The sequence below is a fragment of the Peribacillus sp. TH16 genome (genome assembly GCF_016651095.1).
Lineage (GTDB): Bacteria > Bacillota > Bacilli > Bacillales > DSM-1321 > Peribacillus > Peribacillus butanolivorans.
In genome coordinates this window covers 70,857-97,240 of record NZ_JAEKEM010000003.1, presented here as the reverse complement: position 1 = coordinate 97,240, position 26,384 = coordinate 70,857, and the positions used below count along the sequence as shown (strand labels likewise).

The 26,384-nt window shown below is 35.9% G+C and carries 22 protein-coding genes and 2 pseudogenes; 12 read left to right on the top strand and 12 right to left on the bottom strand.

Features of this window, described 5'->3' with window-relative positions; all coding sequences use genetic code 11:
- Positions 1–87 precede the first annotated feature (87 nt).
- From JFV29_RS11780 to JFV29_RS11770, 3 genes and pseudogenes are all read right to left on the bottom strand, one after another.
- On the bottom strand, positions 88–1,068 hold the full coding sequence (locus JFV29_RS11780; RefSeq protein WP_201183686.1) for an ROK family glucokinase: 981 nt from the start codon (positions 1,066–1,068) through the stop codon (positions 88–90).
- 398 nt (positions 1,069–1,466) lie between these two features.
- Positions 1,467–1,595: pseudogene (locus tag JFV29_RS11775) on the bottom strand (glycerate kinase); the annotation flags it as partial.
- Positions 1,596–1,664: 69 nt separating this feature from the next.
- Complete coding sequence (locus JFV29_RS11770) at positions 1,665–2,138, bottom strand: hypothetical protein (RefSeq protein WP_201183682.1); 474 nt, start codon at positions 2,136–2,138, stop codon at positions 1,665–1,667.
- Positions 2,139–2,984: 846 nt separating this feature from the next.
- Here JFV29_RS11770 and JFV29_RS31015 point away from each other — a divergent pair.
- From JFV29_RS31015 to JFV29_RS11755, 4 genes are all read left to right on the top strand, one after another.
- A complete protein-coding gene (locus tag JFV29_RS31015; RefSeq protein WP_274606937.1) occupies positions 2,985–3,107 on the top strand; it encodes a hypothetical protein in 123 nt (40 codons plus the stop codon).
- 108 nt (positions 3,108–3,215) lie between these two features.
- Positions 3,216–3,455, top strand: a complete 240-nt coding sequence (locus tag JFV29_RS11765) for a hypothetical protein (protein ID WP_201183680.1) — start codon at positions 3,216–3,218, stop codon at positions 3,453–3,455.
- Between the two features lie 442 nt (positions 3,456–3,897).
- Positions 3,898–4,035 (top strand): hypothetical protein, encoded by a 138-nt coding sequence (locus JFV29_RS11760; protein WP_201183678.1) that lies wholly within the window; start codon positions 3,898–3,900, stop codon positions 4,033–4,035.
- Positions 4,036–4,465: 430 nt separating this feature from the next.
- Positions 4,466–4,945, top strand: coding sequence for a hypothetical protein (locus tag JFV29_RS11755; RefSeq protein ID WP_201183676.1), 480 nt, complete (start codon positions 4,466–4,468; stop codon positions 4,943–4,945).
- A 151-nt stretch (positions 4,946–5,096) separates the two neighbouring features.
- Here the strand turns inward: JFV29_RS11755 and JFV29_RS11750 are convergent, their stop codons facing one another.
- The 3 genes from JFV29_RS11750 to JFV29_RS11740 form a co-directional block, all read right to left on the bottom strand.
- Positions 5,097–5,456: a DUF4181 domain-containing protein gene (locus tag JFV29_RS11750; protein WP_201183674.1), complete on the bottom strand. Its 360-nt coding sequence runs from the start codon at positions 5,454–5,456 to the stop codon at positions 5,097–5,099.
- Between the two features lie 142 nt (positions 5,457–5,598).
- Positions 5,599–5,928: a hypothetical protein gene (locus JFV29_RS11745; protein ID WP_201183672.1), complete on the bottom strand. Its 330-nt coding sequence runs from the start codon at positions 5,926–5,928 to the stop codon at positions 5,599–5,601.
- A gap of 80 nt (positions 5,929–6,008) precedes the next feature.
- The gene (locus tag JFV29_RS11740; protein WP_242486848.1) at positions 6,009–6,230 is read right to left on the bottom strand and encodes a hypothetical protein; all 222 of its coding nucleotides are present in this window, start codon (positions 6,228–6,230) and stop codon (positions 6,009–6,011) included.
- Between the two features lie 1,411 nt (positions 6,231–7,641).
- Here JFV29_RS11740 and JFV29_RS11735 point away from each other — a divergent pair.
- The 4 genes from JFV29_RS11735 to JFV29_RS11720 all read left to right on the top strand — a co-directional run bounded on the left by JFV29_RS11735 (position 7,642) and on the right by JFV29_RS11720 (position 13,775).
- Positions 7,642–8,655, top strand: a complete 1,014-nt coding sequence (locus JFV29_RS11735; protein WP_201183670.1) for a zinc-dependent alcohol dehydrogenase family protein — start codon at positions 7,642–7,644, stop codon at positions 8,653–8,655.
- A gap of 107 nt (positions 8,656–8,762) precedes the next feature.
- Complete coding sequence (gene xylB / locus JFV29_RS11730; RefSeq protein WP_201183668.1) at positions 8,763–10,244, top strand: xylulokinase; 1,482 nt, start codon at positions 8,763–8,765, stop codon at positions 10,242–10,244.
- 46 nt (positions 10,245–10,290) lie between these two features.
- The gene (locus JFV29_RS11725) at positions 10,291–12,390 is read left to right on the top strand and encodes a BglG family transcription antiterminator (RefSeq protein ID WP_201183667.1); all 2,100 of its coding nucleotides are present in this window, start codon (positions 10,291–10,293) and stop codon (positions 12,388–12,390) included.
- Positions 12,387–13,775 carry a PTS mannitol transporter subunit IICB gene (locus tag JFV29_RS11720; protein ID WP_201183664.1) on the top strand — a complete coding sequence of 463 codons (1,389 nt, stop codon included), beginning with the start codon at positions 12,387–12,389 and terminating at the stop codon, positions 13,773–13,775. The genes JFV29_RS11725 and JFV29_RS11720 overlap by 4 nt, the downstream gene beginning before the upstream one ends.
- A gap of 48 nt (positions 13,776–13,823) precedes the next feature.
- Here the strand turns inward: JFV29_RS11720 and JFV29_RS11715 are convergent, their stop codons facing one another.
- The 3 genes and pseudogenes from JFV29_RS11715 to JFV29_RS11710 all read right to left on the bottom strand — a co-directional run bounded on the left by JFV29_RS11715 (position 13,824) and on the right by JFV29_RS11710 (position 16,631).
- Positions 13,824–15,107, bottom strand: coding sequence for an MFS transporter (locus JFV29_RS11715; protein WP_201183662.1), 1,284 nt, complete (start codon positions 15,105–15,107; stop codon positions 13,824–13,826).
- A 239-nt stretch (positions 15,108–15,346) separates the two neighbouring features.
- Positions 15,347–15,678: pseudogene (locus JFV29_RS30375) on the bottom strand (Tn3 family transposase); the annotation flags it as partial.
- A 473-nt stretch (positions 15,679–16,151) separates the two neighbouring features.
- Entirely contained in the window at positions 16,152–16,631 is a 480-nt protein-coding gene (locus tag JFV29_RS11710; protein WP_201183660.1) for a hypothetical protein, read from the bottom strand.
- 873 nt (positions 16,632–17,504) lie between these two features.
- Here JFV29_RS11710 and JFV29_RS11705 point away from each other — a divergent pair.
- The 3 genes from JFV29_RS11705 to JFV29_RS11695 all read left to right on the top strand — a co-directional run bounded on the left by JFV29_RS11705 (position 17,505) and on the right by JFV29_RS11695 (position 19,030).
- The gene (locus tag JFV29_RS11705) at positions 17,505–17,804 is read left to right on the top strand and encodes a hypothetical protein (RefSeq protein WP_207196635.1); all 300 of its coding nucleotides are present in this window, start codon (positions 17,505–17,507) and stop codon (positions 17,802–17,804) included.
- 238 nt (positions 17,805–18,042) lie between these two features.
- Positions 18,043–18,453, top strand: coding sequence for a hypothetical protein (locus JFV29_RS11700; RefSeq protein ID WP_201183658.1), 411 nt, complete (start codon positions 18,043–18,045; stop codon positions 18,451–18,453).
- Entirely contained in the window at positions 18,440–19,030 is a 591-nt protein-coding gene (locus tag JFV29_RS11695; protein ID WP_201183656.1) for a hypothetical protein, read from the top strand. Before JFV29_RS11700 ends, JFV29_RS11695 begins: the two co-directional genes overlap by 14 nt.
- Positions 19,031–19,725: 695 nt before the next feature.
- Here JFV29_RS11695 and JFV29_RS11690 read toward each other — a convergent pair.
- Together JFV29_RS11690 and JFV29_RS11685 are read right to left on the bottom strand one after the other, a co-directional pair.
- On the bottom strand, positions 19,726–21,381 hold the full coding sequence (locus JFV29_RS11690) for a helix-turn-helix domain-containing protein (protein WP_207205135.1): 1,656 nt from the start codon (positions 21,379–21,381) through the stop codon (positions 19,726–19,728).
- A complete protein-coding gene (locus JFV29_RS11685) occupies positions 21,381–21,866 on the bottom strand; it encodes a hypothetical protein (RefSeq protein ID WP_201183652.1) in 486 nt (161 codons plus the stop codon). Before JFV29_RS11685 ends, JFV29_RS11690 begins: the two co-directional genes overlap by 1 nt.
- 1,425 nt (positions 21,867–23,291) lie before the next feature.
- On the opposite strand from JFV29_RS11685, the gene JFV29_RS11680 reads away from it, so the two are divergent.
- On the top strand, positions 23,292–24,413 hold the full coding sequence (locus JFV29_RS11680; protein ID WP_201183649.1) for a hypothetical protein: 1,122 nt from the start codon (positions 23,292–23,294) through the stop codon (positions 24,411–24,413).
- 1,055 nt (positions 24,414–25,468) lie between these two features.
- Here the strand turns inward: JFV29_RS11680 and JFV29_RS11675 are convergent.
- On the bottom strand, positions 25,469–26,371 hold the full coding sequence (locus JFV29_RS11675) for a hypothetical protein (protein WP_201183647.1): 903 nt from the start codon (positions 26,369–26,371) through the stop codon (positions 25,469–25,471).
- Positions 26,372–26,384: the final 13 nt, after the last annotated feature.

The window sequence follows — 26,384 nt, the reverse complement described above, 5'->3', positions numbered from 1 at the left end:
TTCTTACTGTTTAACAAGCACAGATGAAATAATTATAACATCCTCCTTGGACGCGATATATTGACAAATTCATAACCACCTAATGGATTATACATTTAATACTTTATTGTTGACCCCCTTATATAAATAGGCTCCACCCACAACACCTGCATCATTTCCTAACGACGCAAGTTCTAATGTTAATGCATGGTAGGCCCGAGGTAACGTATATTGTTTTAAATACTTTTTCAATTGTTCTAGCAAGAATTCTCCTGCTTTCGAAACCCCTCCGCCAATAATCACCATTTCAGGATTATTTGTATGAATAATGGTACTAATTGCAATTCCTAAATGTTTCATTGCTTCATCAACTACATTAAGAGCATAAAAGTCCCCGCTTTCCGCAGCATTTAATACATCTTTGGCTTCAATTTTCCCGTTATCTTCTTTAATTACATATAAATCAGTAGAACCGGAGTGATTTTCAATCATTTCATTTCCCAATCTTACCATACCAGTTGCACTTGCGATTGTTTCCAGGCAACCCACTTTTCCGCAACCACAAATAATTCCATTATCCTTTGAAAATATATGTCCGATCTCTCCACCCATCCCATTAATTCCTCTTACTACTTCTCCGTCTACAATGACTCCCCCACCTACTCCGGTACCGAGCGTCACCATTAAAATGTTTTTCTTTCCTTTTCCAGCACCCATCCACATCTCACCTATAGCTGCTAAATTAGCATCATTTTCGATGGCCACTGGTAGTCTAAAACCCTCTTCTAATTCCTCTTTCAGTGGATAGTTTTCTTTCCAAGGTATATTAGGGGAATATGTTACACATCCGGCAACTGAATCTACAAATCCTGGAACACCGACACCTACCCCATTAAAAGAATCCATCTCAAAATTAAGTTCAACTATTTTTTTGTTAACGGTTTCAATAATGTCACCAACGATTTTTACACCGTTATACGAGATATCTGTCGGTATTTCCCACTTTGCTAACATCATTCCATCTAATTTTAAAAAAGCTAATTTTATGCTTGTTCCACCAATATCAATACCAATACACTTATCTTTCAAATATAACAACCACCTTACTATTAATGAATTGCGGGTTCCTTTCTCAGAAACAAAAAATGAAAAAGAAACGAGAAAAGATTCTATTCTTTTTTTGTAAATTCCTAAACAAGTATACAATGATTTGCTTTACTTTAACAGGTACCTTACTTTTGTTTTTGTAGCCTGTCGTAAACTTCAAAAAAAAAGGGACTTACACAGCGCTTTAAATGTTACAAACACACAATCTTTTTAATGAATGTAAATTCCATTTTGATATGGACCAAGGTAGTAGCGCATACCAGCTTTCCTTTAGACTTCGAAAACGGGATCACCGTCTTTAAAATTATGTGTTTATTCAATTAATTTTTTTACTTTAATAACTTCATAAAACCTTATAATGCTCTCTGCCGTTCCCCTTGCAGTATACTAAATAATGAGTCAATCCCTTTTTCATATAGTATATCAATATCACGACTTACTCTTCCTGCCAGCGCTATTACCGGTTTATTATATTTCTTGGCCACAGTTGTAACTCCATATGGAGTTTTCCTAACAAAAAGGTTGCTTCAGCAACCTCCCTTATTGAACTAACGCACCCGTTAGTTGAAGTAGAAATACTAATCCCTAATAAGATATTTACCTGCCTCATTTTTAATCCTTGATATTACATCGTTCTCATTAAACTCTAAAGGTATATCACCATTTCGTAGTTCATCAATCATTTCACTTATCTCATACCACTCCATCAAATCATTGGGATAATCTAAATCCGAAGCAACAATCCGATAAATCATATAAGCAAAATCAAAGGTCAACGAATGGTTATTTTCTTTAATAATTTCATTTGCTAAATGACCTATATAGGCTCTAGCACATATCTCAAGGGTTGGTTTCTCTATTACCAATTCATTCAAAGCTCTTTTAAAATAAACTTCCACTTCGAAAATATTTTCGTCAAATGGAAATGAAGAAATAATATTTACGGATGGTGATGACACGTCGGTTTTTAACAAGTTGTGCGACCAATTTACATAATCCTCAGTGCAAATAGTTCTCTTTTGAATCTTGTAAAATAAAGCATTTGTTTCCATTTTATTTACCACCTTATAGGTTCTATTCCTACAACCAGATTATAAACCTTATTGAACTAATCTGCCCCTTTAGTTTAAGTACATTTTTTCACAATCTCAATAGTGTAGAGCCTTTTTAGACACAATCCAATCACCTACAAAATAGAGTTCATAATGTCCATATGACTTGTATCAGAATGCTTATCGTTGTAAATACGCATTATCCTGATGCTCCCCCTATATAAGGTAATGAAGGTAGGTTGCTACTTATATCTAACTGATACAGCTGATACAGATAAGCTATTGATATGTATAGAGGTCCTGGGTGGTGCTCAGAGGTACAGTGATGGTGAATCATATGTTCTATCAGTATGCTTTTCAATGAGTGAACCAGCAGTGACTGTGAGGTGCAGTCTGTTGTGTATCCCTACCAATGATAGATGATATGTCTAATGCGTTATTTCGTTATGCTTATGATGGTTGATGTATTATGCTATGAGTAAGCAAGGAGCATGACGTTATGATGATAGGTAGTTCAATCGATGATGGATACAACATAGAGAGCACAAGAAGAGAAGCATATCAAGCAGGTCAAGGTAAACAATGTTTACCCTCCATTGATAGAAGATTCAGTTGCAAATCCGCAGGGATCCAAATGAGTTCGAGGAAAGACTTAAAGGTACGCCCTACCACTTTCATAAAAAATCACTTTTTTACCTATAATAACGTGTGAAGTGTCGTTCACACTACAGGACCCAAAACGCGGTTTGACTGTGAACTTTAAAAATCTAATCTTTACATTTTCAAAGGAAAAGACATATAAAAATATGTTATATTATGGAACAACAAAGAAGGAGGAATTGTTCAATGAAATACCATTATAATTTTATAATTGATGGAAAGCTCATCGAAGTTGAGGAAAGAAATTATGAACGTGCTGAGCAGCGTGCTAAAGAAATTCTGGCAGAAATGAATCAAATAAAAGCCTAATCGAGACTAAAAATCTTGGTTAGGCTTTTATTTTTGCTTTTTTTTAATTTCCCCCTACTTCTATGGAGCATTTCACGAGTTTTTCTTTCATTTACAGGATTTTGTTCAATGATGAGTATACATTGTCTGACAACTGCTTGGGTTAAATTAAAAAGTGCAGGGGTCACTGTTGCTACCTTAAAATTAGGTAATCATTATTCTGTTGGTGATTATGGGTTGAAAATGAGATATTGTGATGTAGCAGGAACAAAAGGTACTGTTTGGTCAAGTGTAGATGCTTCATGTGAAGTTTCTGATTCAAAAGCTGAAAAAGTAGGTTATGATATGAATGCTGTAGGAAACTTATAAAATGAATGGTAAACTTACTAAGGCTATATAGTTCTTACTAGTTATCTCCAACTTACTTCTTTAAAGAAAACTAGTAAAGTTGCTCGTGTTTATCAAAGATACACATATAGAGATTAAAATTTTTAATGGGGTTGAATTAAAATGAATGTATCGTCTTCTTATTTTATATTTGGTTTAATAAACATGATTTTAATGATTGGAGCTATACCAGCTATCATATACGCTTTATATTTATTACGAAAAATTTCAAAAAAATAAAGTAAAAAAAGGAAGAGGGACTTTTGTAGTTCCTCTTCCTTTTTTGTGCCTTTGTTTCTTCAGCAAATTACATTAAGAAAAATTTCAAAACACTTCCTATTATAAAATCGTAATTTTATTTCCGTAATCTCCCAACACGCAAGGTGTTAAAGGTACATTCGTAAAACGTATCAATGACGGTAAATTGAGAGCTCGTGTCGATGCTGATGATGCAGGTGTTACAGCATCTGCTATTACTGGTTGGTTCACTACTGTATATAACAAAGTAATATGTATGGGCTACCTTGGGGTAGCTCTCTTTTTATTTGTCTTAATCAACTAACGCACCTGTTAGTTCTATAAGGGAGGACTCAAATTATCATTCCTAAGATGTTCTTTAAAGTACTTTAAATGGTAAAGCAGACATTAATCGAATTAGTTAATTTACCTTTGTAGATTAACCAAATATATACCCCTTTCTAATGTTACAATATTTTACATATATGTAACTTATGGTATATTTTATATAGTCGCTAGTTAGATTCTTTTCTATAAATTCAATATATATCCACATATTTGCACCAAAACCACTTAAAGAATAAAAAATGCATTTACAAAATATACTTATTCAAAACTAAAGAAGGAGCAAATATGCTGAAAAACAATTAGAAAAATTACTAATAAGGGGGACACTATGTGAAAAAACACTTTGAACCTAGATATTTTTTCTGGCAATTGGCATCTTAATAGCAGTGGTTTCACCAATATTTCTATTGATTACTCCCCAAGCAATAGCAGATGCAGTTCATTATAAAACAGGGATTTGGCAAGTCTTTGTACCAGGAGTGAATTTTGTTGTTTATGGTATTGGTTGTTCTTTTTTAGTATTAGCAGCTCTTGTTCTCTTTTTTTTAGATATTAAGAAAGTTTCTATAATTCTATGTAGTTTTTTGATGTTGTTGAGTATATCTTCCTTTTATGTAGCTTCTCAATCTTATAAATCATTATCAGAAGATTCAATTTCATATTCTTCTCTTTTATCTCTGAAAGAATATACTTATTCATGGGAAGATGTGGAGGATATAAATTATTATGAAGGAAATGATGATAGATTTCCAGAATATGTATTCTTTTTTAAAGATGGAAATAGCTTAAGTTTAAGTGAAAATGGATATATTAAGAAATTAAAATTTATGATAATTATTAAAGCTGAAGATTTAAATATAAAAATGGAGAATATTGATAAGGATTAATCTGATCATTTAAACTACTGGATAAGGGTTAGGAATTACATAAATGGGTTATTGAAATCCTTATCTCCTTTAGTGAACTAACCTGCCCCGTTAGTTCAATTAGAAAAAGGTTGCCGCAGCAACCCCTTATTTCACAAAAACTAGCAATTCGTTAAATAAAATAATCTACATTATACATGATACCTAAAGCTAACAATAGGTAAGTAAGTGTAATGACTGTAATGACATATTCTTTTGATTTTTTCAGGTACTTCCACTCCATAAACAACTGAAAACCCATTGATACAATTAAAAAGCATATCCAATACCACTTTATAACATTTCTGTCCTCTACTGCAAAGGGAAGAGTACATAAAAAAATGAATAGGATTATACCTCTTCCCCAACGGTCAATGTTCTTACCAGAAGTTTCTGATATCTTTTTCTTTTCTACACCGAGCCATTTCCTTAAAAATTTATCTATAAAGAGAGAAAAAATAATAAGAATGATAAAGAACACTAAGAATTTCACTAAACATCCCCCTTTTATAGCCACTTGATCTATATTTTACCACAAAATTTTTTATATCTTATTCAAACTATCCTACCCCGTTAGCTCCATGAGAAAAGAGCTGATCGTCACAGCTCACTAATGAACTAACGAACCCGTTAGTTTAACAAGGATGGTTTTTAATTAGCACGAGAGTTATCATATGAAGGTTTGGAATATAAATTTCACAGCCATCCATAGTGTTTGAAGCTAAAAATTCGTTGGGAAGTTCCAGCCATTTAGATGCAATATTATTTAGCATAGGTTTTACATTAGATTCAGATGATTCATCTATATCAAGAAAAACCTTGTACATATCATCAATTTTCCAATACTTTTCTATTCCAGAAACAGACATGAAAACTTTATAATTAGCAGCAAATTTCTTAAAATCATCTAAGTGTTTGTTAGTTTCTTCTGAATTACTTGCCTCAAGAAATAATATAAATTTCAAAAGCAAAACTCCTTAAAATATAGTAAAAGTTCGTCTTATTAAAGTAAAATCCTTATGCAACTAAAGCACCTGTTAGTTCTTTAAGAACCCCTGTATAGATACAAAAAAGCAAATAAAGAGACAATAATGCTCATATATCCCCAAAATCTTTTTCTATCTTTTTGAAGTTCAGCTCCTGTCACCAACATTAATGTCCCTAAGACCAACATAGAATACGGCATCAACTCAAAATTTTGAGTAATTTGCTGATAGTCTGATAAAGCAAGAACAATTATTGCTAAAATAATTATAACTATCTTCAAGAATATATTTCCCCCTAAAAATTATGTTGGTACAATTTTTTATTTAATCATACCATTTAGCACCTTTTCATTTATGCAGAAAATGGAAATTCCTTCTTTAACTAACCTTCCCCGATAGTTCTATAAGACTTATTGTTGAGTTCACTTTATAACCACAGAAAATAATTAGAAAACACTATAAATATATGGGAATCTATATTATTCCAGAAATATTGAAAAGTAGCAGCGAAAACAAGACTAAATAAAACTTATTTTTTACTTTAAAACAATATAACCATTGTTACGATTAAATAAAAAAGGCGAACTGTTCAGTTCACCTTTAATCTACTTTTTCTTCTTTAATTTTCTGCTAACTGTTTTGACGATTTTCACAATAATAAATACCACTATAACAAGAACAATGATATCAATTATTCCATTTACTATGTTAATATTCTTCAAATGTTTTCTACCCCTTAAAATGCGTATTTATTAAATGTACCAGTTTTAATAGCAACTTGCACATAAGCATCAGTATAAGTGTAAACAACATCTACTCTAGAATATATAACTTTTTTAAAGAAACCTTATAGAAAATATATTAATTCAGTAATACCCAAAAAGATTATACCTATGAGACCTGAGAATAATGCTATTTTCGCTCTAAAGCTTCTGTGTTTTGTTGTTTCTAAAGATTGATCATTTTTGTGTTCCTTATGCAACTAACGCACCCGTTAGTTCTAGAAGATTAAGAATTAGAGATAGGGGTCCAAGGACTTTGTTTTGTTTCGCAAACTCATCCAATGATACCTAGCCTTATATGAAGTTCGTGTTCCTCAGACCGGAGGTTTGCCGCTTGCTTCCTTCAGATTCCATGTCACCATGGACACCCTTGCATTAAGCTAACCATTACTACTGCCTTCATGGTTCGGGACTCACACCCTTTAGATTGCACCCATGCCGGGCGCACGAAGAAAACATTTGAAATTGACAATTCCAAATGCTTTTTCATTTCATATATTCCTTAATTTTACGAACAATATGTAACTAAGTACGAATGCTAAAAAACCATTAGGCCTCAAGGTAATGTCTTCCGTTTTTATTGTTTAAGCATGTTTATATACATCGATGGATGAAGTCTTTCTGTGTATGAAGTCTTTGAGTTAGAAGGTTAGCGAGAACTTGTTGAAGAAATTGTACTACGGAACCACTAAATCTTTGATTAAGGGGACTATGAGGACACCTGTAGATGATAATACTTTTGCAAATACACTGTATAAAATCTGTCCGTTTATAAGTGACAAACTTATGGAATCTTCTAGTGCAATGAGATGAAGATGATTGCTAAAATAATAGTATGAAAACGGATTCATATCAGAATCCTTCATTATTTATTTCTAAATTGTTTTGAAAGATAATAGGAGGAGAGAAAATGAGAGCACTAGTGATTGAAGAACCCTATAAAGCAGTCGTAAAAGAAGTTCCTTATCCTGCACCGCAGTCAGGAGAAGTAACAATCAAAGTAAAGCATACCGGTATATGTGGCACCGATATACATATTTACAAAGGAGAATTTTTGTCTCCCTATCCCATTATTCCAGGACATGAGTTTTCCGGTGTTATTCATGAGATCGGAGAAAACGTAAGAGGATTTAATATAGGAGACAGAGTAACAGCTGACCCATCTTTGTTTTGCGGCGAATGTGAATATTGTTTAACACACCGCGGTAACCAATGTGAAAATTGGGGGGCTCTTGGAAATACAACTGATGGTAGCATGGCGGAATATGTAAAAGTCCTAGCACGAAATGTAGTAAAAATTCCCGATTCCCTTTCTTTTGAAGAAGCTGCATTCATTGAGCCAATGGCCTGTGTCGTGCATGCTATGAACCGTCTTGATTTACAAGTAGGAGACCGCGTTCTATTATTTGGAGCAGGCGCAATGGGACAACAGTTGATTCAATCTTTAAAAATGGCCGGTGCTTCTGAACTTGTTGTTGTCGATCTTGATCAGGCAAAATTAGATATGGCGTTGGAGTGGGGAGCTACAAAAGGTGTACTCAGCCAAGAAATTGAAAAGAACCTTAGCAATGAAATATACCCGCATGGATTTGATGTTGTTGTAGACGCTACTGGAATTCCCTCTGTTATAGAAAGTGCATTTAACTACATCGGAAAAACAGGTAAGTATCTTCAGTTTGGTGTGACAGCACAAAATGCAAAAGTAACTCTTGATCCATTTAAACTATACAATAATGACTGGACTGTATTAGGTTCTATGGCCATTAACTATACATTCATTCCTGCTTTCAATTGGGTGAAAGAAGGACGTATTCTATTAAAACCACTCATTTCTGATCAGCTGTCTCTTGAAGAAACAGTTGATTACTTACAAGGACCGCGCAACAGTAGTCAATTTAAAGTACAAGTAAAAATCGATAAATAGCATCTACCCAGGACCCAGCCATCCAATTCAAGCAGTTTATTTCACTCTGCTGAAAGGTACTTGCCGGGTTCTCTCTTTTTACTAGAAAGCAGAAAGGATAAAAAAAGATGAACCCTTCATTATTATTAGGAATTGATATTGGAACGCAAGGAACAAAGGCTTTGGTGATCGATCATAATGGACACGTTGTTTCTACCGCTCAAGTATCTTATACATTTGATAGTCCACAGCCAGGCTGGGCTGAACAATCACCCTCTCTTTGGTGGGAGTCCGTTATTTCCTGCTTAAACATGTTATGGGAAAAAGGAATTGATTCAACATTAATTCGAGCAGTTGGTACCACCGGCCAAATGCACAGCCTGGTTATTTTAGATGAACAAAATCAACCGATTCGACCGTCCATTTTATGGAATGATGGGCGAACATTAAAAGAGTGTAGTGAAATGGAGGAAATCATCGGGGCTGATTGTTTATTTAAAACTGTCCAAAATCCAATTTTACCTGGTTTTACTGCGCCTAAACTTTTATGGCTAAAAAGAAATGAACCTCATCATTTTTCACAAATTAAGAAGATCTTAATGCCAAAAGATTATATTGTATACGAGTTAACTGGAGAATATTCAGCAGATGTAACCGATGCAAGCGGAACATGTTTGCTAAATGTCCAAAAAAGAGAATGGGCTTGGGATATTATCAAAGATCTTGGATTTCTTGAAGAATGGTTCCCTCCAGTTTCGGAAAGTAAGGAAGTCATCGGAACCATTTCTGAAAAAGCGGCTCAGTTAACAGGACTGCCAATCGGAATTCCAGTTATTGCTGGAGCAGGAGACAATGCAGCAGCAGCCCTAGGAAATGGTATTATAAAGGAAATGAAGGGGAGTATCAGCATCGGAACATCAGGAACCGTTTTTGTTCCACTGAATGAACTTCCTGATGTAGCAAGAGATGAAGCAAGCACACTGCACTTGTTTTGTCATTGTCTGCCTGGAATGTGGCATGCGATGGGTACAACATTATCTGCTGGAATGTCATTAAGATGGCTGCGTGACACGTTTGAAAAAGAAACATTTGATGAATTGCTGAAAGGTGTTGATCAAGTAGAACCTGGCGCTGAAGGATTATTGTTCTTCCCCTATTTAAATGGCGAACGGACACCATTAAATAATCCCAAAGCAAAAGGCGTCTTTTTTGGATTAACGTATAGACATCATCGACAAAACATGGCTCGCGCTGTGATAGAAGGAGTTTGTTATAGTTTAAGAGATGTATTTGATATGATGAAAAAAGCAGGGATTGAGGTAGAAGATTGGACTGTAACAGGTGGCGCTATTAAAAATCCATTATGGACAGAAGTGCTAGCTGACGTATATCAGCAGTCTCTTCATGTTCATGAAGAACGTGAAGGCCCAGCTTATGGTGCATCTATTCTAGCGGGTTTTGGCAACGGAGAGTGGACGGCAGTTTCTGATTTAGCTATGCTTGATCAGCAATCTAAAATGATTGCCTGCAATCCAAAAAACAAAAACGTGTATGACGAACAATTTGCCCGCTATCAAACCATTGCTCAAACTATAAACCCTTTGTTTTAATACATAAAAAATGATGAGAAATGCTTGAGAAATGAAGGTGAAAAAGTTGGCAGAGAAAGCAAAAATATTTATTAGCAGCCGCCAAAAGATGATAATTGACCGTCTACTTGAAAGCGACTTTCCGATTATGCCAAAAGATATTGCTGAGGAGCTGGACATTAGTTTAAGAACATGCCAGCGAGAAATAGCACAGTTAAAACCTATAGTACGGACTTATGGTCTGAAAATCATGAAACAATTTCGAAGTGGCATATGCTTAGTTGGTGAACAAGAAAATAAAGATGTTCTGACGGAAGAACTAGAAAAAGCCCGCCAGCAAACCTCTTTTTCACCAAAAGACAGGCAAATAGGAATCGTTTGCGACTTATTAAGGGATCAGACACCAACTAAAATGTTTGTGTTCAGTAAAAAATACTATGTAACGGAAGCGACGATCAGCCATGATTTAAATGAACTTGAAGAATGGTTGAACCATTTTCATTTAACATTGGTTCGAAAACCTGGTCTTGGTATTTATATTGTAGGAGAAGACAAAGATTTACGAGCTGCCATTACTACGGTTGTAAATAATTCAACACTGCCAGAGAATTGGCTGGCAGTGTTTGATTTATTGAAACTAGGAAAAAAAGAAGATTGGCGGATAGAAAAGTATATCCCATCCATGTATTTAGACCTGCTAGATTTGGATATTCTTTATGCAGTCGAGAAAGTGCTAACTGAGGCAGCTGAACAAAATCCTTCGCTGTTTTTAAACGAGCGTGATCGGATCAGCGTTTCTCTTCATTTAGCTCTTGCTGCTGAGCGCCACAAAGATAAAAAACATGGACATCTAAACCTGGACTCGAAACTAATGAAATTGTACCCTTCCGCTTTTTATATAGCAGCAAGATTAAGAGAATTACTGGATATTGAACTTCCGGAAGAGGAAATAAACTATTTGATTCTTCACTTATATGGGGTACAACCTGATTTGCCTATAGAACAGCTTCAAGAAGAAGAAACTACCCATTTGGTTAGGATTTTTATCGAAGGCGTGAAAAAAGAACTGAATCAACCATTGACAGATCCCATGCTGAGTGAAGGATTACTTAAGCATTTTTATCCTGCATTAAACAGAATACGCAATGGACTGCCTATCCATAACCCGCTATTTTCTCAAATTCAAAGAGATTATCCCGATGTCTATGAAGCGAGCCGGAAAAGTGCTGAATCATTGTCAGATTATCTTGGTGTTACCATACCTCCTTCTGAAATTGCCTATATGGCAATACATGTGGGAGCAGCATTAGTAAATCAACAAAATATAAAAGGACGCGTAGTTATAGTTTGTGCCAGTGGATTTGGCACATCCCGATTAATTGCGTCCCGGTTAAAGCAAGAAATTCCAGGAATTTACGTTTCAGGAGTGATATCCATTAATGAATTGCCTAAATGGCTCGAAAACAACTGGCAAGTGGATGCAATTGTATCTACGATTCAGATATCTGCCATTACAGAAGAGCGTCTTATCGTAGTATCCCCCATTTTAACAGAAAATGATTTGCAAAAAATAAAAAGCATATTAAAAAAACAACAAAGCACCGATCAGATACTGTTCGCATCCGATCATTTTTCAGAAGATTCAGCGCTTATAGAGGTCGCTTATTATGGGGAAGCGTTTGCTCAACTGATGAGAAGCCTCGATTGGATGGAAGCCATTCCTACAAAAGAGAAGTTTACATGGCTTAATGCGATTGTATCACAATCCCATGCTGTCATTTCATCCGAAGAGCTGATTGAAGCATTTAAAGAAAGAGAGCGGAAAGGCAGTTTTGTAATTGGCTCCATTGGTATTTTACATAGCCGTACATCTGCTGTTCGGACTCTTTTTGCTAACATTATATCGCTGAAAGAAGCAATACCGTGGCATTCTGAAAATGGACAAAAGCAATCCGTCAATACAGTATTACTACTGGCGGGACCGCCTGATGCACCGCGTGAGCATTTTCCACTTTTAGGGGAATTGATAAGCGGGCTTCTTGATAATGTGCTGGCAGAAGCCATTTCTTCCGGCAACAAAGAACAGGCACTTTTCGCCGTGCGTGACCAATTGCAGCAAGCTTATCAAGAAAAAATTCTTAATTATGCAAGAGGAAAACTTAGATGAATCGCATAGGACGCATATATAGCTCCATTGTTTTTCAAAATATCTCAATTATGATAGCTGTAGGCATTTTAAATATTTTATTTGGACCAAATGGATGGAAACCTGACACTGTAATCAGTCAATTTATCGATCCTATTTATCGATATGTATTACCACTTATGCTTGCTTACACTGGAGGAAAGTTGTTTGGCGGCCATAGCGGAGGTATTGTCGCGAATGTTGCCATGATTGGTTTGATTATGACATCAGATATGCCGATGACTATTGGAGCTATTTTATTCAGTCCGCTAATCGGCTGGCTATCAGCATGGATAGAACGGCGGACACAGGACTATATTCCGATTGGTAGTGAACTTCTGATTTCCAATCTTATAGATGCAGTGCTTGGGATTAGTTTACTGTTAGCTGGCTATTTCATGATAGGCCCTCTAATGAACGATATACTCAAACAAATAAATAATGGGTTAATTATGTTAGTCGAATCAGTATGGCTACCTTTTTTATCGTTTATCATTGAGCCTGCCAAAGTCATGTTTTTAAATAATCTCATTAACCATGGAATCGTCGCGCCATTTGGTATTCAACAAACACGCGAACTCGGGAAAAGTGTCATCTTTCTTGTAGAAGCCAATCCTGGACCAGGCTTTGGTGTTCTGTTGGCCTATTTGGTGACGGCAAGAAAGGAAGAAGAACCGGCACTCCGTGGGACAGCTGGGATTCAGATTTTTGGAGGAATTCACGAAGTATATTTTCCATATATTTTAATGAAGCCTACATTATTTTTAGCAGTAATTGCTGGCGGATTTACAGGCATTACCTTATTCCAACTTTTTAATGTTGGACTTGTTTCCACGGCTTCTCCTGCGAGCATATTATTGATCTTGTTTCTTGCTCCGCAGGATGATGCTTTATTTATTTTATTGGGAATTGGGTTATCGGCGTTTGTATCCTATATTGTTGCTCATTTTATTCTTGTTCGATCTGATGCCCAACGTTCTGAAACATCAATGGAACCTTTCCCTCTTCCACTCTCTGAAAAAAATGAACGGCCAAGTATCGTATTTCGGGACGAACAACCCTCTTCTCTTTCTCCCATTCATCACGTTACTATTTCCTGTGACGGAGGAATGGCTTCGAGTGCGATGGGAGCGGCTATTCTACGACGGAAAGTGAAGGAAGCTGGATTAACAAATATTCAAATTGATCACCGATCTATCGATGATATTCCGTCCTATACAGATTTAGTTGTTATTCAGGAGCAACTAAAAAAAAGAATGAATCACAAGCATCAATCTGTACCTACAGTTGGATTGAACTCCTTATCTAATTTACTAGAATACGATGATATTGTTCTATTAATTAAAAACAGAAACCAATCTGAATAAACCCTCACATAGAGAAAACTGTCCGAATAAGAATTCAGACAGCTTTTTCTATGAATTCATCGCTATCTTTTGTGTTTCTTCTTTTGCTTTTGCTTCTGTGGGCAATTTGATAAAGACTGTCAATATAGCACTAATAAAATATAGAATTGCAAGCATCCAGATTAAACCGCTTGCGCCAATCGGCTCATAAAACAATCCTACAAGAGCAGGGCCGATAAATACGGGGAGTCCTGCCCCTAAGTTCAATACAGAAACAGCTGCTCCCTTGTCTTCTTTTACAAGAGATGGTACCAAAGCAGATAATGGTACATACCCTGCAAGCGAAGCACCCCAGAACATTCCTGCAAGAAAAACGAGTATAAGGTTTCCATTGGTCCATATTGGTATATAAAATAACAGTAGTGTAGAGATTCCGGCAGTAACTCCTCCAAACCAAATGACTGTATTACGCCATCCTAATTTATCACCGACTATTCCAAATATCACATTAAATATGATATTACTGGCAAAAATAACGCCCCACATAGTCAGCCATGTATTGATCGAAATCCCGTAATTCGCCATATGAATAGGCAAAAAGATTGGAAAAGCAAATTGAGAAGTAGTATTAATGGTTCGAACAATCCCGCCTAACGCAACTTTTGGTTCCCTTTTTAAAATCGTAAAACCTTTTGTTAATTCTTTTAATTTCGCACCGGTATTCATATTGCTGCTTTTAAGCTCTAGCTTGTCTCGGTTCATAATAATGGCAAAAAAAGCTCCGACACATACCCAGAGAATTGATGTCCAAAGAGTACCGATCTGGCCGAAATGTTCAATGGCCCATATAGAGTAATAGGCTCCCAGTACATTTAAACCACCTGTAAAAACAAACCAAAACCATCCAACTGCTGCTCCCAGCTTATTTTTAGGACTCCGATAATTGATCCATACCATGAAGCTGTATGCGAATAGTGGATAACCGAATCCTCGGAGTGCATAAGTCAGTAACATCGTGCCATAATTAAGCTCGTTAACGCCGAAAGCAATAAACGAACTAGTCCCGATTATATAAGTAATCATTCCCGTAAACATTATTCTTCTCGGACCAAACGCTTCAGCGAGCACCCCTGATAAAAAGGAAGCAATTGTAACTGTGACTCCATAGGCCGTATAAAGAGAAGCCGTTTGTTCAACGCTCATTCCTCGTTCTTGCAAATATGTACTCAGCCAAGCTATTTCCAATCCATCTCCCATCATGAAAATTAGAATTCCAAAATACCCCCAAACGAGCGTCTTCGGAATACCAATTTTATTTAAAAATGAAAGTTTTATTCCATTAGAGGTATTCATAAACATCCCCTTTTCCATTTGAATTAGATGATTGCGCTTACATCGTTAAGTTTAGCACCGTTTGAAGAGAAGAAGAGACGTCACTTCTTCAAACTTTGGCGCATTTTCCGTGACAAAAATTCTTGAACAAAATAAAACATAGAAATTCCTATTAACCGGACTTTCTCTTGGATTGGCTGTCTGGGGTCCTGCAACAAAACGCGGATATTATACGCTAAGAAGAAAAATCAGGGTTATTTTTACGTCCGCAGTGGACGTAGGGAATGAATGGAATTCGGATTCTAGAATTGAACGAATATTCTCCGAGAAAATTTATGTATTCCCATCCTAACGGGGATAAATGAGAAGCAATTCTTCTTGATATTTCCTGTAATTTCATGTGTTCAACTGCCTGTGTGATAGTTACACGGTATTCCAAATGCTGATTGCATTAATAGTAAGATTTAATACGCTGACACGTTGTAATTGATCTTGTAATGCTCTTTCTCTAAGTTCCCCATGTTTAAATTGCTCGTTCTAAGGCGTTCATGGCTTCAACATTATTTAACCCACGCTGGATTCGACGACGTAAGTGTGGAATAAGGCTACTGATGAGTTTCAATCGAAAGGAAGGATAAAAATGAATCATGTAATTGGACTAGTCATTGTGAAAGGAGAAAGTGAAGGAAAGACATTAAGAAAAGTTATAGTGTTCACAATACACGTGAAGGACTAGATTCGTTCCATATATTCTTAAAAGAACTGGAGGATATGACAGGAGTTAAACCTTCGGTCATTATGGAATCAACGAGACATATCATGCCCCAGTCGTTCAGTTTATAGAGGAGAAGGACTATCTTACATGGACGGTAAATGGAAAAGGGTATGAAATGATTGCCACACCCTAAAAGAAAATCCATATTTATTCGTAGGAAACCATAAATGACTTTCTTTATAAACTTTTTTCTACAGATTACATATTTACAGGTACAACCATGAAAACGATTTATAGCAATGAACGTAACCTTCTTCTTAACTATGTCCAAAATCACCTTTTCATTTAGTTCATATTTCAGCTTTTTTCGCCTGGATCATTTCTTTGATTTTATCTCTAAACTTCTCATTCGTGAAAATATCCTGTGTGGTTGTTATGTGTCGCTTGGCATGTCTGGAGAAGTTAGTGGCTGCCAACCACTGACCACAATAAGGACATGGAAGCTGTGCGTCTACTTGCCATTGTGTCGTTACGAATCTACTTTTATTTGAATTACTTCTTTTCGGAACCTTATTGACTACCTTTGTATTCGTATCGACTACATCATCATTCATTTTGTATTCGTCTGTGATTGCTAGTTCATCGGATACACTTTCATTCCCTGTCATTTCACGTTCTATCAGCAGACAAACCGCTTCACTGATAGATAAATTCAGTTCGTCACAGTAACCTTTGAAATCCCCGTACAAGCTTTCTGGAATGCGTGCGGTTAATACCTCGGTCTTTTCTCTTCTTCTCCGATTACGTGCGAATTTTTCCAAGTATGTCATCCAATTCCCTCCTAAATCCTCTTATTGATTTATTCGGTACACATCACCATACCTCCTTCAAATCATTCTGTATACAATTCGAATCACAATCAAATCACTTTGAAACATTTATATTGGGTCACCTTGTATACTTGTATATTAGATTAAAATATATATTCTATCGAGGTTATTTCTAAAATAATTAAGAAGTAAACTTCACTAGATCAACTGATAAACTTGTATCCTGGAATCTATGATAATTGTTCTTTTTGACGCTCATACCAGGTAGTTTTTTTGTTCAAATTACTTATGTATTCCAAAATTAGAACGATGCCAAGTTGAATAAGAGAATATGTAATTCAAACTTTTATTCTGAGTACAAAATAAAAACGACAATTAAGTCGCCTTTTCTCTTCTTTTTAATAAAAATCTCCTAACAGCTAGTTTTGTTGTACCTCCCATCCCCCATCATTCCCCTGCCAGAACCAGATGAATACCACATGTTTCTTAGAACCGATCGACTCTTTATCAGAAGAATACAGCATCTCATGAATAAAGTAATAGAAAATTAAGAAATGTAAGATTTTCATTGTTTAATATGCCTAAAGTTATTACGAATAAAAAGATTATAGAAAGGATCGCAAAAAATCTGACTTTTCGTTTGCTTTTTTTATGGATTATTAGAAGGGAAAATCCATCGCTTCAAATAAAAAAAGCACGTGATAATGTGACTAAACCAAACTAATCTAATCCAGATTAGTTTAATCTTTTAAAACCAGACTAGACTAAACTAGTTTAGTAATTTCATGATCAAATTCGGGTCATAACGATATTTGACCAAATGGCATTTTAACCAGGAGACGTCCATATACTATTTTAAAAGGAGGAAGGAAAATGGTGTATAGACCTACAGTAAGATACCCGGACGTTTATAAAAATTATATAGAGAATGTATATAAATCGACCGATCTAGATCGTAATCAAATTTTCCGTTTGGCCTTATTTGTTGCCGCACATTCAAATGAGTATAAAAGTATCCTTCAAAAACATAAAATTGCTGACGTCCCTCTCCCCTGCCCTGATTGGGGGCGGGATGAAGAAGGTTGCTGGAAAGATCAAAATTATATTAAAAAACAGAATCTAGCCCCATTCAAAATCACTGAACAGGGTGGAATTAAGATTATTTTGGGCTAATTATTTCTTTTTAGATTCATTTGTGCTCTTTACGTAATGCAGCGTGGATGCCTTATTAGCAAGCTTTTCAGCCAGTTCTTTTGAAATATCTTTACTCATTTCGTATCACCTCACTTAAAAAAAGCCTTGCCACAATCCCTAGCAAATATACCTCCCTCCACTCTTGGCATAGCGTAACGATGTAACCAACTGACCAACCAACCCAAAGAAAAAGACGATTTTGAAAGGGGAATAGCAAATGGGAAAGGTTAACCATTTGAATCCGGTTCTCTCTACTTCAAAAAAGAAAATACTTGAACCACAAAAAAGGAAAGTTCGTTCGGATAAGCTACATGATATAAAAATCCCCATAGACGAACCCGTGGACATGATATTAAGACGAGAATCCCGACGATTCTGGAATGGCTCTAAAACAGCCTTGGGAACGGAAATACTGTTATTTGGACTTGAAGAGGTGCTCGTATATCCTGACGTCACCTATACAGACCAGCCTTACACGGTTCATTGCAAAGTAGATCATGAAACTTATCAAAAGATAGGCGATTATGCGGCTGTTTGGAAATGTAGCGTTCGAAAAGCAGCTCATCGAATATTTGTAGAATCATACAAAAAAAAACAACTTGGGGGCGTAACCGATGGGGAAATATAGCCAAGCCAATCTTATAGATGAAGAACTATCTTTGATCGGATCATCAAACTTTATCGGAAAGCTTCTCCATAAAGTAAATAAATCTTCAACCGTCTTACTGAGTATAGACGTCCCCTTGAATCTATTTCTAAGAGCAGAAGTTTTCTGTGAAGATATTCAAGACCTATCAGACATGCATTTCGAACAAAACGACTTAATGAATCTTTTATATAATGACTTCTTACTTTTTGCGAAAAAGAATCCAGACTCAAAGGCTTTATTCCGATTGATCACCTCATTGGATCAGTATGCTGGTAAAAATTCAAGACTTGAAAAGTCTGGGGAATCTGCTTTTAAATTAATCCATATAGATAAGAATCAAGAAATGAAAACCTTGAATTTGCGCATGAGAAGGAAATTTGCCTTACGTGGAGAGGTGTTGCTTGCCGATATGGAGGAAGTTCAGCCTGAACATGGCTACACACTAGAAAAAGTATTTGAGCTTCTTTATATAGACTTTATTGATAAATTTCGAAAAGGTAATCATGCGGGTGTCGTAGAAAATATCCTGCGCCTGCTTGATGATGAAATCGAATAGAAAATACACGAAAAGCTAATCTTTTAAGGAACACATTTGAAAGGGAAAATCCATTAACCTCAGGCTATATCACAAATTATGAACCTATGCATTCACAATACTATTTGCATGAATAATTGAGCTTGTAGAGGTTTCTCCAAGCTCCTTACATAAACTTTTTGTTGTTCAACTTCTCTGCCTTTGTTGATCAACAACCTCTTCTATTGCATACCATACCGATTATTCATTAAAAAGATAATAGTTTCACCTTCAAATGTTGATGCATATACTGAAAATGGATAGGACTTGTCCTCCTGTTTAGTAAGATAATTCCGATATTCGATTATTTGGGAGTAACTATTCTTGGTCGGGGAATAGTTACTTTTTTTCGAACTATAATAATCACAGTTTTTTTCTGATGTGTAACATAAGCCCTTTGAGGGAATATTATATATCGAGCAAGGTAACTTAGTCACCAATAGCATTCCACCAGCGATCCTTGCTCTCTGCTTCATTTCATTTACAAAAATTTTAATGTCCTCAATCTTTTTTGCTATAAACGTTCTTTTCCTTCTCGAAATAACCAATCATTCATACACCCTACAATATTTATGTCAGTGCAACTAGGATGCATTTATGTTTAATTATTTAGATGATGCTCCCGCATGATTTGTTTGTTGGAATATCTTCAAAAAAAATAAGCACCGTATAGATGCTTATTTTGCATTTAACCACTCTTTCATTTTTTCTAAGCTGACTGTATACGGGCGTTTAATTAGATTCCTTTCATACCGGGACAAGGTACTATGGGAGATTCCCATTTCCTTAGCAGCCTCTAAAATGCTTAATCCCCGATTCGTTCTTTCATTATTAATCGTTTCAGGAGAAACCTGCTTTTCTTCAACCATTTCCCTGGTTGCACCAGTCTCCCTGTCCGTCATACCCTTCAACATAGTTAGAAAATTCTCTGTGTCATAGTCCTGATCCTCAATCAATAATAAGTCCTGATCATCTCCCATTCCCGTGATTTCAGTAGGTGGGATGATTTGGACACGTGCCTTCAACCAGGTGTTTGCGAACCAATTTCTCTCCTGCTCTATTTGCTTCTCAAGGTTTTTTTCCTTATAGCTCCACCCTTTAATGATTCCATCCTGCTGCAGGGTATCCAATATTTCTTCAAATTGTTCTCTAATCCTTGAACCATATCGCGGATTCACGTCCAAATCCATGACTTTTAAAAGCCCTTTGTCTCCCCCGATATGATAAGCCCTGAGATAGTCCGCACTCTTCTGGCGAATCCTCCACTGCCAGGACAAGTACCTGGACAACCGTTTATGGTACTTTTGCTTAATCGGATGGTATTCGAGTGTCTTCAATGCAAGCAGCCCACTGCTCCTTTGGGAACCGTACAAGAAGTTGGCAAGCAATTCCCCTGGACGAATGCTGCATTCATAAATACCAATCGGGTTATCCCCCCGGTAGGCTACCGTCACGCTATCCACCAAAAACAAGGGATTAAACTGCACTTGTCCAATTTCTTCAAAATCTCCCTGATCCTCATTGATGAACCTCAAATTCTCTTTTTCAATTCTGATCCATATCGTTGTGAGAGCGGCCAACCTTTTCATGATATCATCGCGTTCTTTTTTCCGATAAGACATTTGATAGCCGTCTAAATCTTCCTTCCGTCCTTGCAATCTCCTTAGATTCAAAGCATCATCCGTATGGAAATGAATCATTTGGTCCTTATGAGTAGCCTGTTGCATCCAAAGAATCGAGACGATATCAAAAATGTCTGCGGTTAAGTCATCCATCGATGTGATGGCTTGAGAGGTGAGGTTTTTCCATTGTTCGATGGCTACATTGGATTTCATCATTAGATAATCATTTTCTGCCCTCACTTGAGCCGTCGCCTCTATCGCCCTTTCCGCAATCCTTGCAGTAGGAATCTCAGTCGCAATGTCGAATTCATTTTTACTGATGGTCTCCCTTAATTTATGAAATAATAAGGCCGAACCGGACTCGGCAAAATTTTGATTCAACAAGGCATTTATCACTTCCCTGTTGTTAGACTTTGGGGAATAGGATGAATTCTCTTCCCCTACCGTCTGTATGTATGGAAGGACAAAATTTCTAATTTCTTCTATGTAATCATCAACCCATTGTTCCATATCCTCGAATTTCAATCCATAATCTTTCACCAAGCTATCCAAAATCACAAAAAATGCTTTTAATGTTTGGCTAGGCTGGTAATCATCTTGACCTGACATAAGATGGTTGATATCCATATTCCAATCGACAAAGAGTTGAGGATAATCTGGAAAAATCGTTTTCATGACATTCAAAAATTTCGTTTGCAGGGGTTGTAACATTATTCTTTAACCCGCCCTTCTTTTGTCGACTCTATGTCTTCAAATGAGTACTGTTGGATATAATCTTGAAAAACAACGGTTTCCAATATACCCAAATCGTGCAGAAAGCTAACGGACTCAAAAGAAAGGAACTGAACGATCGGATTTTTTTCTAGGATGGCATTTTTCAACTGTTGGATGTCTTTTTCCTGATAAAGTATGTAATTTCCCATCTGTTCTTTGATGTCCTTAGGGGAATAGATGGTATCTTTGAATGGTTGATTATGCGTACATTCATAGACCATCTCACCTTTTATATAATAAGTCCTGACACCAAAATCTTTCCCAGCCTTATAAAATTCGATTTGTTTTCGAAACCATATGGGACCACTGTATAATTGGACCACTGGTTTAGGAAGCACGCCACGCAACTGATAGGTGGAAACCTTTCTCCGATCCCATCCGAGAATTTCCCCCACCTCTTTAACTCCTACTAAAAAATCCATATGTGTTCCCCTTTAATCTAGTAATATGGTAATTATGAGTGAGCATTGTTGCTTTTGTCAACACACGGTTTAAACGTGCAACTTTTTTTATTTTGACGTTTGCTTTCACAATGTGCACATAACACTGCTTCTCTGTTCACTTGCGATATATTCTCCTTTTTTCTTTAATTTTTTAATTTACTCATCTTCGGATACTTCGTTTTCGTCTCAATATGACTTGTGCTATAGATGTAGGTAAAACCTAGGGTGCATTTTCATAAAAAATGATTTTCTCGAAAAATCATTCAATTGTAAGGGAGCATCAGCAACCACCATGAAGGTTTGAAACCTGTGCTCTTTACACATCCAAGTAGACTCACTCTTCAGATTTAGATTCCAGAAGATCTTGACTGCTAATTATTTTTACAATGTGACGTTAAAGAAGCTTGACGCTTTCTTTCACTATACTAATCAATAAAATTGCAACTTATCTTTTATTTGACGTTTGCTCTCACAATATGCACTAGCCTCTTCGTATAAAACTCCTTTTAAAATGTAGGTTCTTTACCAAAAGACTTGCATACAGTAATCTCCTTCTGTTCAAATAAGAAGGAAAATGACGTTTCCTTTCACACGTTTTTGTGCAAGTTTTACGATTTTTGTACGATTATAAATGGATTTTTCATTAGAATGTTGATATATCAATGATTCTCACACCCTCTTAATGATTAAAGAATGACGTTTCCTTTCACAATGTGCACACCATTATATGGGATTGCAACTTTTCCTTCATTGGACGTTTGCTCTCACAATGTGCACAATGATAAGGGTATGCAGGTTTATCTCGCGTTAACAACATCCCATAAGCTCCACGCCTTCTTGAATATCTCACTCTTCCAAAATAAGCTGTGCAACTTTTTCTTGTTTGACGTTTCCTTTCACAATGTGCACAATCCCCTATTTTTGATCTGAGATTTTTTAAAACATTTTGATCAACCAACCTTTTACACCCCTAAATCTCCAACAAAATTTCAGTAAAAATTAGGAACCCACACAAAATAGTGCCTAAATTTATCTCTTTTTGTTCTAAAATGAAGAAAAATGACGTTTGCTCTCACACAAACTTGCACACATTTCTGTGCAAGTTTTTTTATTCTTGCCCATTTATGCATGGACTATTTTATGAAAACATTGATATATCAACGTTTGTCCTACTTTGCTTATCTATCAATTCATGACGTTTCCTTTCACAATATGCACAAACCGTGTGAAAAATTGACGTTTCCTTTCACACAAAAATATTTAGAGTTTTTTTCAATCCCTTGCCCCCCAAGGGATGAGCACATGTTGTGCAACTTTGAAAATCCCTTAATAAAGGACACCATTTCCTGTTTTTCCATTCTGCTATAATTCAAACTAGAAAAATAGACGAGAGGAGGGCCTAAAATGAAAGAATCCAGAATAAAAATCGATGGTTTTAGAATGCATCACGCCATCTTAAAAGAATTCCATTTTCTTCGTGATCAATCATTTGAGCGCCCTCCTGCCTCTGCCTATGTCGTATATATGACCATGTTAAACCAATTACAAGTAGAACAAAACCAACGAGGCATGCTTAAGGAATATAATCTTTCTTACTGGGCAAAGAAACTTGGAATCTCTTATTCTACCCTTTGGGGAGGAAAAAAGTTCTTAGAAGATCATCATTTTGTGAAAGAGGAAATCCACGAAGGGTTACCTGTTATCGTGTTAAAAGATGTTGATAAGTATAATACACCTGAACTAAATGGTGTATCTCTCAACTACCTAATCATACCGCATGCCCTTTTTGAAACGAATATTTTAGCAGAATTCGTACGTACCTCGAACCCGGAAGGAATCGAACTCCTCTTATCCTTACTTAACCAGTTCCGGACTGGTCTGTCTTTCAGCAAGACAGGTGAAATGGAGAAAATAAAACAAGAACGGACAATGAAGACACTTAAACTTCAACTGAACAAGAATGCAAAAGGGGTTCGTAAAACTTTAAGTGTTTTAGAAGCTCTTTTTTCCATCGAATTCACAGGGATAGAGATTCGTGGCAAGCAAATATGGATTAAAAAAGCCTCCTTTTCCTTGAAGCCGGAATGTGTGGAAGAAAACACGGATGAATTTAATGTCAACTCACTCATGGCGAAACTATCAAAAGAGCTCACCTACTTCTTTGATGGACATCAAATTAAATTTAAACCAAGAGACCAGATCGATGTCATGATTTCCTTTAAGCAGGAAGTAATGAATAAACTGAACTATCTTATGGATGAGGACTATGAAAGCTTCACCATACGTGATCAATTCATGAAAAACTTCTTTTTACAAACAATGGATCAGATAGGAATTCATATACATACAGAAAAACAACGAAAAGGTTCTTTCCATTTCTACTCGATTGGCGCCTTTTTCAGAATGGCCTTTAGAAAGTATCTTCCTGGGGCCTTAAAAAAGATTCCTTATGAATTAATCCATGGAGCCAAAATCAGAGAATACACCAAAACTGGCCAAGCACCAGAGCTACACGGTGTAATTTAATAGCATAAACCAGCCTTGTGAAAAAATAGGACATTCACAGGGCTATTCGAATATACTCAAAAAAAATATAGAAGTATTCCCTTATAACAAAAGTCTTTACTCTCCCCTTCTGTCACAGTTTCTGGCAGATTTTCTGAGAAAGACTATTTTTTTACGTCCAATAGTTTCCGAATGTAGACTTGTGCATTAGTGGATATAAAAAATATCAGCCTGTGAATATGTAAATAGTTAAAAAAAAGTCCTGTGTACATGTGACTTCTTTTACACTCTATATGTGGGAAAGTGGAAACTCTGTTATAACGACTCTTAGAAATGACTAGAACCCTTGTCCTTCAAGGGATATACCCAACAATTGAAAAATGCCTATTACTTCTGTTTCTTTTATTAAATCTGTTTTCTCTTATTAAATATGCCTTTTTATTAAATTTGTTTATTTACGAAATAAATCACTTCAAACAAAATTTTAAATATTAAATTAAGAAAATATACTCGCTCTAAAACAATCTGACTTTCAAAAATTACATATTGAAAACTAATGATAAGATTAATCAACCATATTATTTAGATTGAGGTTCATTCATTCTAAATTTTATACAATCACCAGAAGAAACCTCCAATTAGTTGGGGCGAGCTAAAAACGGCCACCATGAAAATTCAGCGCAAGTTTAATGAGCAGCATTCTATAAAACCTTTCACTAAATCGCTTTTCATCCAAAATTCTGCAAGTAATACCTCAAAAAAGAGAATGCTTTGTAAAAAAATTAGACCACCCAAGACGGTGGCCTAAACTTATCCTTTTACTGCATTCAACGTATTTAATTTAGGAGCAAGGCACCTTTACCCTTTTACTTGCTATAAAGCCCTAGAGAGCTCATAGAGAAGCTATAGACTATCTTTAATCATCTTTAATCATCATAATGCAAAAGGACACTCTTATTCCTAATTTGAATCTGGAAAACGAAATGTCCATCTTCCAGAAACCGCACTACATAATAGTTTGGGAGAATCCAATTTTTCTTCTTACCCCCTAAACCAAAAACAAATGAATAGAACTATTAATCTTCCATAGTTTGTTCTAATGCTTCCCTTTCATTGGTTAAAAGTGCTGTTTCAGATTTTAACCTTTTTTCTAAAGCAAGTGATTCTTCTTCAAATTGACTAATCTTCTGCCTTATTATATTAATTTCATCAATGAGCTCCACTTCTATATGGTCAGCTTTGATATCCCTTTCATCCACTAGTATTTCAGATTCTAAATTCAGAGTATCTTCTGTATTTTTTTTTGCAAAGAAAGAGAAAAAGCCTGTATTTTTCTTTTGCTCCAAACTTTTTCGTAACACATTCGCTGCTTGTCGATCCATTTTTCGATTTAATCGATGATTTTTAATCTTTTCTTCGATAACTTCAATTTGTCTTTGTTTATCAGCTATTCCAGTTCTCCTTCTCAGCAACTCCACTTCAATTAGATTGATTGTGTTTTGTAGTGTGAAGGTTCTCATCATTACATTCTGCCTTCTATCAAATTCCGAGAATAATTGATCTAAGGTATCCTCATTATATTTACTCCCTTTTGCTTTTCCGCCATTTTGTTGAGGAATCGATTTTAGCGATAACTTAACCTGAATATCGGAAATCGTTTCTCCCCTCTCAATTGCCAGTAAAGTCATATGGATTTTAAAAACAGTGAGAAATGGCAATCGCTTCTTTCTACCTTCTACATAAATCTCTAAGTATCCCTCTAGCATCCTAACGTAATACCTTAACGTCGAATTAGCGATATTAAAGATCTTATCGGAACAATCGGTGGTTGAATACATGGCATTCGGATCCAACTCTAGTATATCTTCTTTAAATAGTTTGGCACTGTATTCCTTATCAAGTACCAACGAAGTGAATAAAGCATCGTCACGAAGTGCTTCTGTAATGAAATCCTTATTGGCCTGGACTCTGTTAGTCACGATAACCCTCCTC

Bases quoted from the DNA above. Each gene is read 5' to 3' on its own strand.
- JFV29_RS11705 (WP_207196635.1), top strand. From the start codon at position 17,505: ATGGTGTATAGACCTACAGTAAGATACCCGGACGTTTATAAAAATTAT.
- JFV29_RS11715 (WP_201183662.1), bottom strand. From the start codon at position 15,107: ATGAATACCTCTAATGGAATAAAACTTTCATTTTTAAATAAAATTGGT.
- JFV29_RS11710 (WP_201183660.1), bottom strand. From the start codon at position 16,631: ATGACATACTTGGAAAAATTCGCACGTAATCGGAGAAGAAGAGAAAAG.
- JFV29_RS11735 (WP_201183670.1), top strand. From the start codon at position 7,642: ATGAGAGCACTAGTGATTGAAGAACCCTATAAAGCAGTCGTAAAAGAA.
- JFV29_RS11680 (WP_201183649.1), top strand. From the start codon at position 23,292: ATGAAAGAATCCAGAATAAAAATCGATGGTTTTAGAATGCATCACGCC.
- JFV29_RS11765 (WP_201183680.1), top strand. From the start codon at position 3,216: ATGATGAGTATACATTGTCTGACAACTGCTTGGGTTAAATTAAAAAGT.
- JFV29_RS11690 (WP_207205135.1), bottom strand. From the start codon at position 21,381: ATGTTACAACCCCTGCAAACGAAATTTTTGAATGTCATGAAAACGATT.
- JFV29_RS11685 (WP_201183652.1), bottom strand. From the start codon at position 21,866: ATGGATTTTTTAGTAGGAGTTAAAGAGGTGGGGGAAATTCTCGGATGG.
- JFV29_RS31015 (WP_274606937.1), top strand. From the start codon at position 2,985: ATGAAATACCATTATAATTTTATAATTGATGGAAAGCTCATCGAAGTT.
- xylB (WP_201183668.1), top strand. From the start codon at position 8,763: ATGAACCCTTCATTATTATTAGGAATTGATATTGGAACGCAAGGAACA.
- JFV29_RS11695 (WP_201183656.1), top strand. From the start codon at position 18,440: ATGGGGAAATATAGCCAAGCCAATCTTATAGATGAAGAACTATCTTTG.
- JFV29_RS11720 (WP_201183664.1), top strand. From the start codon at position 12,387: ATGAATCGCATAGGACGCATATATAGCTCCATTGTTTTTCAAAATATC.
- JFV29_RS11770 (WP_201183682.1), bottom strand. From the start codon at position 2,138: ATGGAAACAAATGCTTTATTTTACAAGATTCAAAAGAGAACTATTTGC.
- JFV29_RS11700 (WP_201183658.1), top strand. From the start codon at position 18,043: ATGGGAAAGGTTAACCATTTGAATCCGGTTCTCTCTACTTCAAAAAAG.